The organism is Achromobacter sp. (assembly GCF_036567245.1).
In the GTDB taxonomy this organism is placed as follows: Bacteria; Pseudomonadota; Gammaproteobacteria; order Burkholderiales; family Burkholderiaceae_B; genus Achromobacter.
Map to the genome: position 1 here is coordinate 1 of NZ_DATCUY010000602.1, position 11068 is coordinate 11068.

General features: G+C 66.9%; 8 protein-coding genes and 1 pseudogene. 4 read left to right on the forward strand and 5 right to left on the reverse strand.

The genetic code is table 11. From position 1 onward, the window contains the following. Positions 1-330, forward strand: a 330-nt coding sequence (locus VIR09_RS25465; RefSeq protein WP_332015379.1) for a LysR substrate-binding domain-containing protein, incomplete at its 5' end; no start/stop codon positions are given. 7 nt (positions 331-337) lie between these two features. Here VIR09_RS25465 and VIR09_RS25470 read toward each other — a convergent pair. Continuing rightward, positions 338-1243, reverse strand: coding sequence for a LysR substrate-binding domain-containing protein (locus VIR09_RS25470; RefSeq protein WP_332015380.1), 906 nt, complete (start codon positions 1241-1243; stop codon positions 338-340). A 102-nt stretch (positions 1244-1345) separates the two neighbouring features. Between VIR09_RS25470 and VIR09_RS25475 the strand changes: the two genes are divergently transcribed. Beyond that, the gene (locus tag VIR09_RS25475; protein WP_332015381.1) at positions 1346-4888 is read left to right on the forward strand and encodes an indolepyruvate ferredoxin oxidoreductase family protein; all 3543 of its coding nucleotides are present in this window, start codon (positions 1346-1348) and stop codon (positions 4886-4888) included. Between the two features lie 13 nt (positions 4889-4901). On the opposite strand, the gene VIR09_RS25480 is transcribed toward VIR09_RS25475, so the two are convergent. Together VIR09_RS25480 and VIR09_RS25485 are read right to left on the reverse strand one after the other, a co-directional pair. Further along, the gene (locus VIR09_RS25480) at positions 4902-6668 is read right to left on the reverse strand and encodes a GGDEF domain-containing protein (RefSeq protein WP_332015382.1); all 1767 of its coding nucleotides are present in this window, start codon (positions 6666-6668) and stop codon (positions 4902-4904) included. 197 nt (positions 6669-6865) lie between these two features. Continuing rightward, on the reverse strand, positions 6866-7906 hold the full coding sequence (locus VIR09_RS25485; protein WP_332015383.1) for a DUF2235 domain-containing protein: 1041 nt from the start codon (positions 7904-7906) through the stop codon (positions 6866-6868). A gap of 338 nt (positions 7907-8244) precedes the next feature. On the opposite strand from VIR09_RS25485, the gene VIR09_RS25490 reads away from it, so the two are divergent. Then, entirely contained in the window at positions 8245-9000 is a 756-nt protein-coding gene (locus VIR09_RS25490) for a 5'-methylthioadenosine/adenosylhomocysteine nucleosidase (protein ID WP_332015384.1), read from the forward strand. 12 nt (positions 9001-9012) lie between these two features. Here the strand turns inward: VIR09_RS25490 and VIR09_RS25495 are convergent, their stop codons facing one another. Together VIR09_RS25495 and VIR09_RS25500 are read right to left on the reverse strand one after the other, a co-directional pair. Next, the gene (locus tag VIR09_RS25495; RefSeq protein ID WP_332015385.1) at positions 9013-9177 is read right to left on the reverse strand and encodes a hypothetical protein; all 165 of its coding nucleotides are present in this window, start codon (positions 9175-9177) and stop codon (positions 9013-9015) included. Positions 9178-9242: 65 nt separating this feature from the next. Beyond that, positions 9243-10661, reverse strand: a complete 1419-nt coding sequence (locus VIR09_RS25500; protein WP_332015386.1) for a hypothetical protein — start codon at positions 10659-10661, stop codon at positions 9243-9245. A 179-nt stretch (positions 10662-10840) separates the two neighbouring features. On the opposite strand from VIR09_RS25500, the pseudogene VIR09_RS25505 reads away from it, so the two are divergent. Continuing rightward, positions 10841-11068: pseudogene (locus VIR09_RS25505) on the forward strand (hypothetical protein); the annotation flags it as partial.

The window sequence follows — 11068 nt, forward strand, 5'->3', positions numbered from 1 at the left end:
CGCCTGATAGGCAACGCCACCTTCGACACGCTGAGGAACCAGCAGTTGGGCGGCGCCATCGAGGATCCCTTCATGGTGGTGTCGAACCGGGCATCGCTGCTGGCCAGCGTGGTCAGCGGCCTGGGCGTGACCGTGCTGCCGGTGCTGGCGCGGCCGGCCGCCGCGACCGGCCTGGCCTTCGTGCCGCTGGCCGAACCCACGGTGGAGCGCATCGTCGGCGTGCTGACCCGCAAGGAAGAGACGCTGCTGCCGTCGGTGGCGGCCATGCACGCGCTGGCCTTGCGTTCATTGGTGCAGTTCACGCGCCGCAAGGGCGCGATCCTGGTGTAGCGGGGCCTCAGACGCCGCAGGCGTAGATCATGAACTGGCGGAACGCCTCGGCGGGCTTGGCCAGCCGCGCTTGCGGATGCCATAGAAGCCCGGCCTCCATGGGCGGGACGGCGTCAGTGATGGGCACGGCCTCGATCTTGCGGCCTTCCAGCGACCAGGGGCGGTAGACCATGTCCGACAGCATGGTGACGCCAAAGCCGTGCGCGACCAGCCCGCGTAGCGCCTCCATCGAGCGGGTGCGGAACGCAATGTCGGGCTGCAGGCCGTGGGCGCGCCAATAGGCCAGCGCGGAGCGTTCGCCTTCGTCCATCTCCAGCAGGATGTAGGGATAGCCGGCAATGTCGGCCAGCGACGGCGCCGAGGCCTGCGTGAGCGGGTGGCCGGACGCGGTCCATAGCTGCCGCCGCGAGCGCACCAGCACTTGGTGTCCGAAGCGCTCGCGCTTCTCGACGTTGGACAGCAGCGCCACGCCCAGCTCGACCTCGCCGCTGGCTACGGCGGCTTCGATCTCGGGCCGGTCCAGGTCGACCAGGTCCAGCTCCACGTCGGGGTAGCGCCGCCGGAAGCGCGCCAGCAGGTCGGGCAGGAAGTAGCCCAGCACCGTGTAGGACGCCGCGATCCGCACCGCGCCGCGCAATGCGTAGCGCTGGAAGCCGGGCTCGCGCAGGGCGTCGTCCAGGGAGTCGAGCACTTCGCGCGCGCGCTGATGGAAGTTGTGCCCTTCCGGCGTCAGGGTGACGCCGTGGGGATGGCGGTCGAACAGCCGCACGCCCAACTGCGCCTCCAGCGCCAGGACGGCGTTGGTGACCGCGGACTGCGAGACATGCTCGTCGGCGGCGGCCATGGAAAACCGGCCGGTCCGGGCGGCTGCGGCAAAGTACCGCAGCTGGCGCAGGGTGACGTCATTAGCCATGAGTTAATCCAATACCTGATACCTGAATATATGAATATACGATAACCAGCCTGCTTCCTACACTGCGGCAAAACACCAAAAACCGCAACGCAGGAGACAAGCGTGAACGCCCCACAACCCGCAGGCGCGGCCGATACCCATGGCCTGACGCTGGACGACAAGTACACCCGCACCCAAGGGCGCATCTACCTGAGCGGCACCCAGGCCCTGGTGCGGCTGCCGTTGTTGCAGAAGCAGCGCGACCTGCAGGCCGGCCTGAACACGGGCGGCTACATCTCGGGCTACCGCGGCTCGCCGCTGGGCGGCCTGGACCAGGCGCTATGGAAGGCCAAGCGGCATCTGCAATCCAGCGACGTGGTGTTCCAGCCCGGCGTGAACGAGGACCTGGCTGCCACGGCAGTGTGGGGCTCGCAGCAGTTGAACCTGTTCCCGGGCGCGGCGCGCGATGGGGTCTTTGGCATGTGGTACGGCAAGGGGCCGGGCGTGGACCGGTCCGTGGACGTGCTCAAGCACGCCAACTCCGCCGGCAGTTCGGCGCACGGCGGCGTGCTGATGCTGGCGGGCGACGACCATGCCGCCAAGTCCTCGTCAGTAGCGCATCAGTCCGAGCACGTGCTGATCGCCAGCGGCATACCGGTGCTGTATCCGTCCAATGTGCAGGAGTACCTGGACTACGGCCTGCACGGCTGGGCCATGAGCCGCTACACCGGGTTGTGGGTGGCCATGAAATGCGTGACCGACGTGGTGGAGTCCAGCGCATCGGTGGAAGTGGATCCGGACCGCGTGCAGATCGTGCTGCCGGAGGACGCCCTGCCCGCAGGCGGCTTGAACATCCGCTGGCCCGACACGCCGCTGGCGCAGGAGGCGCGGCTGCTGGACCACAAGTGGTATGCGGCGCTGGCCTATGTGCGCGCCAACAAGCTCAACCGCGTGGTGCTGGATTCGCCGCAGGCGCACTTCGGCATCATGACCGCCGGCAAGGCTTATCTGGACGTGCGCCAGGCGCTTAACGACCTGGGCCTGGACGAGGCCGCCTGTAGCGAGGCGGGTATCCGCGTGCTGAAGGTGGGCTGCATCTGGCCGCTGGACGCGCAGGACGCGCGCGAGTTCGCCACTGGCTTGAAAGAGATCCTGGTGGTGGAGGAAAAGCGCCAGATCCTGGAGTACGCGCTCAAGGAAGAACTCTACAACTGGCGCGACGACGTGCGGCCCCGCGTCTATGGCAAGTTCGACGAGCGCGACAACGGCGGCGGCGAGTGGTCCACGCCGCGCGGCGGCTGGCTGCTGCCGGCGCGCCACGAACTGTCGCCGGCGCTGATCGCCCGAGCCATTGCCGCGCGCCTGGAGAAGGCCGACCTGTCGGACGCGCTGAGGGCGCGCATCGCAGCACGGCTGGCGGTCATCGATGCCAAGGAGCGCGAAGCCGCCCGGCCCACGCTGGTGGAGGAGCGCAAGCCCTGGTTCTGTTCGGGCTGTCCGCACAACACGTCCACCCGCGTACCGGAAGGCTCGCGTGCGGTGGCCGGCATAGGCTGCCACTACATGGCGATGTGGATGGATCGCAAGACCGACACCTTCAGCCAGATGGGCGGCGAGGGCGTGGCCTGGCTGGGCCAGAAGGACTTCACGTCCGAGCGCCACATTTTCGCCAACCTGGGCGACGGCACTTATTTCCATTCAGGGCTGCTGGCCATACGCGCCGCGGTGGCCGCGCGCGCCAGCATCACCTACAAGATCCTCTACAACGACGCGGTCGCGATGACCGGCGGGCAGCCCGTGGACGGCGTGCTGACCGTGCCGCAGATCGCCGCCCAGATGCTGGCGGAAGGCGTGACCAAGACCGTGGTGGTGACTGACGAACCGGAGAAGTACGCCGGCGCCGCCGCCCTGCCTCAGGCCGTGGAGGTGCACCACCGCAAGGCGCTCGACGAGGTGCAGCGCGCGCTGCGCGACATCGAAGGCACGACGGTGCTGATCTACGACCAGACCTGCGCCACCGAGAAGCGCCGTCGCCGCAAGCGCGGCGAATATCCCGATCCGCCGCGCCGCGCCTTCATCAACGAGGCGGTCTGCGAAGGCTGCGGCGACTGTTCGGTGCAATCCAACTGCCTGTCGGTGGAGCCGCTGGACACGCCGCTGGGCACCAAGCGCCGCATCAACCAATCGTCCTGCAATAAGGATTTCTCCTGCGTGGAGGGGTTCTGCCCCAGCTTCGTCACGGCGGAAGGTGCGACCCTGCGCAAGCCGGGCGGGGAAAAGACGTCCCCGACGCTGCCCGAACCGCCACAGCCCGCCCTGGCGGAAATCCGCCCGCTTGGGGCCTATCGCGTGGTGATCGCGGGCGTGGGCGGTACCGGCGTCGTGACCATAGGCGCGCTGCTGGGCGCGGCCGCGCATATCGAGGGCAAGGGCGTGACGGTGCTGGACATGGCCGGGCTGGCGCAGAAGGGCGGCGCCGTGCTCAGCCACGTGCAACTGGCCAACCGTCCCGCTGACCTGCACGCCACGCGTGTGGCGCTGGGCGAGGCCGATCTGGTCATCGGCTGCGACGCGCTGGTGTCGGCGTCACCAGAGGTGCTGTCGCGCCTGCGGCCGGACCATGGCCGCGCGGTGGTGAACAGCAGCGCCGCGCCCACGGCGGCGTTTCTGTCGCAACCCAGCTGGCGCTTTCCCGGCGCGCAGGCCGAGGCCGCGCTGGCGCGCAGCACGGGCGGCAACTGCGATTTCATCGAAGCCGGGCCGCTGGCCGAGACCCTGCTTGGCGACACCATCTACGCCAATCCTCTGCTGCTGGGCTATGCCTGGCAGCAGGGCGGGCTGCCGCTGTCGCTGGACAGCCTGCGGCGTGCGATCGAACTGAACGGCGTCTCGGTCGAGAAGAACCTGGCGGCCTTCGAACTGGGCCGGCAGGCCGCGCATCGCGGCGTCGATGCGCTCAAACCGGCGCCTCGGGCGCAGGTGGTCGCAATGCCGGAGTCCCTGGACGGCCAGATCCAGCGGCTGGCCCAGCACGTGCGCGCCTACCAGGACGAGACCTACGCCGCGCGCTTCCTGGACGCGGTGGCGGCGGTGCGCGCGCGCGAGGCTTTGCTGCCGGATCCGCAGCGCTTCGAGGTGACGCAGTCGGTCGCGCGCAATCTCGCCAAGCTCATGACCTACAAGGATGAATACGAGGTGGCGCGCCTATACATGGACCCGGCCTTCAAGGCCAGGTTGCGCGAGCAATTCGAAGGCGAGCCGGGCCGCGACTACCGCCTGCGCTATCACCTGGCGCCGCCGGCGCTCGCGCGCCGCGATGCGCGCGGGCGGTTGCAGAAGCGCACATATGGCCCGTGGATGGCGCTGGCGTTCCGCGCGCTTGCGCCGATGAAGCGGCTGCGCGGAACCTGGCTGGACGTATTCGGCCAGACCGCCGAACGCCGCATGGAACGCCAACTGGCCACCGAGTACCTGGCGCTGGCGCAGGAGTTCTCACGCACGCTGGACTCGGCCAATCGCGGCGCGGCGCTGGAGCTGGCGGCGCTGCCGGACACGATCCGCGGCTATGGCCACGTCAAGGAACAAAACGTCGAACGGGTGCGCTCGCAGCAATCCGAGCTGTGGGAGCGCTACCGGGGGCGGGCGCGGGAAACGCTGGCGGCCTGAGGCATGCGCGTCATCACGCTGCGTTCTCCAGCAGCACGCGGTTGCGGCCGTTCAGCTTGGCCTTGTACAGCAGTTCGTCGGCGCGGCGGGACAGGTTCTCCAGGTCTCGCGCGTCGCCGCTGCGGGCATGGGCAACGCCGAAGCTGGCGGTCATGCTGAAGCGGGTTGTGTCGCCGGCGATGATCTGAGCATGCGCTATGTTCAGGCGCATGCGTTCGGCGATGTCCCGGACGGGTTCGGGGCGGCGGCTGCGGCACAATACCGCGAACTCTTCGCCGCCCACGCGCGCGACCACGTCGGATTGCCTGAAGGTCTTGCGGCACAGTTCGGCCACGGTCTTGAGCGCTTCGTCGCCCGTGGGGTGGCCATGCGTGTCGTTGATGGACTTGAAGTGGTCGATGTCGAACAGGATGAAGGCCAGGCCGTCGCCGTTATCGTGGCGCATGTCGTCCAGGGCGGCTTCCAGGCGTTTCTCGAAGGCGCGGCGATTCAGCAGGCCGGTGAGGAAATCCGTTTCGGCCATGATGGCCAGGTCTTGAATCAGGCGGTCGCGCTCCAGCTCGAGCTTGCGCACGGCGGCGGCGTTGTCGTTGAGCACATTCAAGGCCTTGAACATGCTGTTTACTTCGCCGCGGTACTGGCCCGCGGGAATGGCCGGCACCTCGCCGCCTTTGGCGATGGCGCCGATGATGTTGGTGGCGCGGACGAACGGCCGGATGACGCGCTTGCGGAACATGGCCAGTCCCAGGATCAGGGCGGCGGTGAGCATCGCCGCGGCCGCCAGGGTGGTCAGCAGGACGCGGATCGCGGCCTGGCGGTTTTCGCCGATGCGCTGCTCGACGTCGTTGAGCATGAGGTCGCGGAACCGGACGATCGACTTCATCTGCGGCACATAGTTCGCGCCCAGTTCGTACATCGACACGAGCGAATCTTCCGGGGCCCGCTCGGCAATGGCGCGCACGCTGTCGAGGTAGCTCATGCCCCCGCCGAAATACTGCTGCTGCAGTTCGCGGTAGGCGAGCGATGAGGCGTGCCCTGGCATGCTGGCGATGTTGGCCTCGATCAGCGCGCGCAGTTCGTCGATGCGGCCGATCACGCGCTCGATCCTCAGCTGGTCGCTGGCGGTGAGCGTGCGGCGCTTGCTCAGGGCCGGCGCGAACGTGGATCCCACCAGCCCTGCCTGCTCGCGCAGTTCGCCGGCAAGCAGCGCCAAGGACAGCAGGTCGAAGTCCTCGCCCTGGTTTCTGGCAACCAGGCCTATGCCGTCGGACATCGCGGCGCGCAGTTCGGGCACCAGCGCGACCATGTCTCCGACCACCGTCCACAGATTGAAACCGGAGACGTTTGCGCGGGGCGCGGCGATCGCCGCGTCGGCGCTCGCGCGGGCATTCAACAGGGATTCGCGGATGCGCTGGATGTTGGTGAATTCGCGGGCGCCGTTGGGATTGAGCGGCGCGCGGTACAGGGCAAGCAGGTCGGCGATCTGTGCGTTGGTGCGCTGGCGCGCTTGGTCCAGTGCGTGCAGGATATGTTCGGGGACCGGCAGGTCGGAACCCAACGCCGAGTTCATGGGGCCGCGTTCGGCGGATACCGCCTCCATCGTCATCAGGGTCGTGCGGACCACGATGAAGCCGCGCATGGCATCGTCGGTGGCGGTCAGGGAACGCCAGTTCTGCTGCACCACGATCACGGTCAGCATGGAGACCGGCAGCGCCACGCCTGCAGCCAGCGTCAGGAAATACCTTTCAAGGGATTTGAGAGCAAAGACATTGCGGAACATGCGTAAACATCGGCTCGGAACAATGACTGGTGGCCGGAGGTTACTTGAAATGGGCCACGGACAGCATGGTTTTCCCGGCACAGTCCGACGGACCGAAGTTTGTATCGCATTAAGTCGCAAAGTCTCATTTTCAAGCGCATTGAGTCACTCTGTTGCGCGTGCTTTCATCGCCTGCGCCGTCATGAGCGGGGGGAGGGTCACGGCGGCGCGACGGGCAACTGTTCCAGCGCATTCTTGAAGTCGGGATACTCCTTCAGGAACTCCAGGCTGCGGCCGAACCGCTTCAGCAATCGTTCGTCCACTGTCAGGTTGAGCACGGTCGCGCCGTCCCACAGCCTGGGGCGCTTCTTCACATGGATCAGTACCTTGTCGGTGAATTCGCGGTAGGAGTCGTGCGGCTCGCATTGTTCATAGTCGGTGGCGACGCGTTGCGCCAGCCCGGCTTCCAGGCCGGCCTGGCGGGCCTTCTCCTGCAGCCATGAGGCCGGCAGCGTTTGCAGGCTGCCGTCCCGGTAGCCGCCGCCGACGTCGGAATGGGCGCCGATGAACCAGCGTTGTTCGACCGGCCTGTCGGGTGGCCGCGGCTCGGAATTGGCCAGGCGCGTCCACAGGGTTGGCGAGTACGGTTCGCGGAATTCGTTGGTGGCGATGGCGTGATAGGCGTGATGGACGTGGTTGCTCAGTTCGGTGTCGTGGAAGTTGTAGAACTTCGAAAAGCCGGGGAAGGGTATGCCGCCCACCGGTATGCCCAGGCTGCCGACCGTGTCCCAGACGCCGACGAAATGCACGTCGGTCTCGCGCGAGAAGTTCACGCGGAACGACGAGGCCTCCAGCGAAGTGGGGACGCAGTCGTCGCGATAGAGCGCATAGGCTTCGGCCACGTTGTTGTCGGAGGGATCGTTCAGCAGGCCGCATTTGCGCACCATGCCCGCCAGGCTGCGGGCGGAGTAGGCGCCGCGGCTGAATCCGAACAGGAAAATGCGGTCTCGCGCTGCATGGCGCTGGCAAAGCCAGCGGTAGCCCGCGCGGATGTTGGCTGACAATCCCGCGCCAAAGGCGCCGCCGGCGAACTTGTCGATGGCGGCCCACAGGCCCTGGCCCTGCGTGCCCACGCCTTCGACGTAGAGCGTTTCCTGCGTGGAGGTCTCGGGCGCCGCCTTATAGAGTTCGTAGACGTTGGTGCGGTCGTTGGGTTCGTTCCAGGTCCCGTCGAAGAATACGGCTAGATTCTTCACCATGATGGTTCTCCACGGATTGAGTCCTGCGATGAATCTGCTTTGTTGCATGGCCCGCGTCCTGCGCGACGTAAGCTAGCACGCGGCGCGGGGCGCTCCGGGAGCGTGGTTTCCCTGCTGATCGGATGTACACCGTACTTTTGACTAGCTAATCGGCAGCCATCCAACGTCCTTGCTGGCGTTGCGCTCGGAAGCGCATGCAGCAGGAAATCCGCACTACATCAAAAGTCGCAATCCGCACCCTGCGCTCGGCGAGCCGTGGCGCGTTGGCGGCAGCCCCAGGCTTGGGGTATGTTGCGGACTGAGCGGCCGTGGGCCGCGCATGAACAGAGAATAGGTACATGGGACGTTTAGCCATACTTGGCGCCTTGCACGAAGAAATCGCCGACCTGCTTGCCGCGATGGATCCGGGCGCCACCATTCACCGCATCGCCATGCGCGACTTCCATGTCGGCATCTTGTGGGGCACCCCTTGCGTGATTGCGCTGAGCCGGATCGGCAAGGTGGCCGCGGCTGCGACCGCGTCCATCGTGATCCAGGAGTTCAAGGTTTCGCGCGTGATCTTCACCGGCCTGGCGGGCGGCCTGCATCCGGACGTGGCGGTCGGCGACGTCATCGTGGCCAGTGCCCTGATGCAGCACGACATGGATGCGCGTCCTTTGTTCGGACAGCACGAGATTCCCTTGCTGGGACGGGAGCGCTTCGACGCGGATCCGGTCCTGAGCATACTGCTGTTGGAAAGCGCAGGACACTTCGCGCGCGGCCATGCCGGCTTGCCAGCGGGGCCGCGCGCGCAGCCGCCGCAGGTGCACCATGGGCTCATCGCCACCGGCGATGTCTTCGTCAATAGCAATGATTATGCGCACCAGCTGCGCCAGCGCCTGCCCGACGCGCTCTGCCTGGAAATGGAGGGCGGGGCGATGGCACAGGTCTGCTATGAATTCGGCGTACCGTTCGCGGTACTGCGCGTGATCTCCGATCAGGCCGATCATGCCGCGAAGGCTGACTTCACCGATTTTCTGGTGAACCTCGCGCGGATCTACACCGCCGGCATCCTGGCGCCCCTGCTGAAGTCAGGGGCGTTGCGGGAAGCCTGAAACCGGCGGCTTTCAGCGCCCAGTGTCGGGGTAGCTGGGGCCGGCGTCGTGGAAGCCGCCCTGACTGTAGGGATTGACCGCGCCCGGATGAGGCGGGCCGCCATTTCCCGGCGCGCAGCCGGCCAGGGCCAGGGCCGTGGCCATGAGGGTAAGCAGGCGGATCAGAGCGGATTTCATGATGGTCTCCTGCGCGAGCCCGCTGCTGCGGGCGTGTAACGCGCGGCTTGTCTACTGGACTTATTTTACGCTTCAGCGGCAGCGCTGCGGCGCTCGCCCTGCCTGGTCTTGCGCTTGATCTGCGGCGCTGAGCAACGCTGCTGGTAGGCCTGCACCGCGCTGGAATTCGCCGGCTGGAAGTAGGGGTGCTGCTGGCCGGCCTCGCGCAGCGCGTCGTGCATGCGCTGGCCCCAGACGCATTGCGCCTGGGCCTGGTCCCAGAGGCGCGCGGCGAGTTCGGGCTGGCCGTGGCGCCACAGCGCCAGGCCATAGTCGGCCACGATTTCCTCATTGCGCGGAATCTCGCGGTAGGACCGCTTCATGAGCGCCAGCCCGCCGTCGACGTCGCCCCGCAGGGTCAGGATCCAGCCCAGGGTGCCCTGGTTGTACGGCCCGGGTCCGACGGTCTCGATCGATCTGCGCGCCTGAGCTTCGGCTTCGGCCAGATGCTCGGGAAAATCCGCCAGGTAGTAGGCGATGCTATTGCCCCAGTCGGGTTCGTCCGCCTGGGGCTGCTCCGCTTGCCGGCGTTGCAGTTCCAGCGCGTCCTCCAATGCCAGCTCGGGCAGGCCCAGCAATCGCTCAAGCTTGTAGCGCTCGTGAAGCTCATCGTGGTCCACGGGCGTGGAGGATCTGGACAAGGACGTGGCGCGGGCGCGGTCCAGCCACTGCCGCGCCAGATCGGCGTGGCCGGCCATCAGCAGCAGATTGGCCATGTCCAGCTGTTGCCCAGGTTGCGCGCCGCAGTCCGTGGCATCCACCAATTGCAGCGCGCCTTCGGTGTCGTTCTGGCTGAATTTGCGGTTGATGGCGTCCAATGCGTCAAAGCACTGCCGGTTATCCGCCACGCTGGCGTCGACCGATATCGACAAGGTGGCGGCGGGGCGGTCGTGGCTGAAGTACGCGGTATTGCCCTGGGCGGTGCTGTAGCCCAGGTCCGCCCACTGTTCACCCCAACGCACCTGCATGGTGGTGAGGTAGGGCCAGCCCCCAAGCGGATCTTTATCCCCGCTGGTTTGCAGCTGGAAGACGGTGCCCCAGGCGCCGTCGCCGATGCGCCGGATCAGCGTGTAGTCAGCGGCACCGTGCTTCTCGCGGGTCCAGATCCAGGCGCTGCGGCCCAGCGCGTCGGTGACGCCATGCACGATGCCGTCCTGGCTGGGTGTGCCCTCGATGGACTGGCCCTTTTCGGTCAGGAACAGACGGTAGGGCGTATTGGGGGCGATCGCGTTGCCGCGGCTGTTGTCCAGCCTCAGGATCAGATAGCGTCCATGGCCGCCTTTGCCGTACTGGGGTATGCCTTCGGGCGGCGCTGAGGGGGTGCTGTGGGTGGCGGATTTTCTGGGGAATGCGCTGCCGGCGGCTTGCGCGGAAAAGGCGGCCTGCGCCAACGCGAGCGCGCCTGACAACAGCAAGGGGTACAGCCTGGATTGCGGAAACGTCATGGGTGCTGCTTGTGGTCTGAGCGATGGGGCCTGTGAGACAGGCGGCCATTCTCTCAGAGAACGGAGGGAGATGCCGGTTCCCACGCAATTGTCCTGGCGCAGCGGATGCGGCGGCCGCAGTCATGTGGCATCCTTGCGCCCGCACCCCGCCGCTGCATGCGGCGCCTTCCTGTTCCGTGATGCCGAAACTGCTGCTGCGTGTCTGTGATTTCCTGTTGTTGTCTGCGGCCGCGGCAGTCTTTGGCGCTGGTCTGACGTCGGTGCTGAAGACCGATGCCTACGGCTGGATGATTCCGGAAGCGCCCTATCTGTACGGGCCGTTCGAGTTCTATGTCGATGCCGCCTTGGCGGGCTTGGCCGGCCTGCTGGTGCTGGCGCTGGCCGAGCGCACGGCGCGGGTACGCGCC

What these genes read in the sequence shown, in the direction of transcription:
- VIR09_RS25470 (WP_332015380.1), bottom strand. Translation starts at nt 1,243, where the DNA reads ATGGCTAATGACGTCACCCTGCGCCAGCTGCGGTACTTTGCCGCAGCC.
- VIR09_RS25480 (WP_332015382.1), bottom strand. Translation starts at nt 6,668, where the DNA reads ATGTTCCGCAATGTCTTTGCTCTCAAATCCCTTGAAAGGTATTTCCTG.
- VIR09_RS25485 (WP_332015383.1), bottom strand. Translation starts at nt 7,906, where the DNA reads ATGGTGAAGAATCTAGCCGTATTCTTCGACGGGACCTGGAACGAACCC.
- VIR09_RS25490 (WP_332015384.1), top strand. Translation starts at nt 8,245, where the DNA reads ATGGGACGTTTAGCCATACTTGGCGCCTTGCACGAAGAAATCGCCGAC.
- VIR09_RS25495 (WP_332015385.1), bottom strand. Translation starts at nt 9,177, where the DNA reads ATGAAATCCGCTCTGATCCGCCTGCTTACCCTCATGGCCACGGCCCTG.
- VIR09_RS25500 (WP_332015386.1), bottom strand. Translation starts at nt 10,661, where the DNA reads ATGACGTTTCCGCAATCCAGGCTGTACCCCTTGCTGTTGTCAGGCGCG.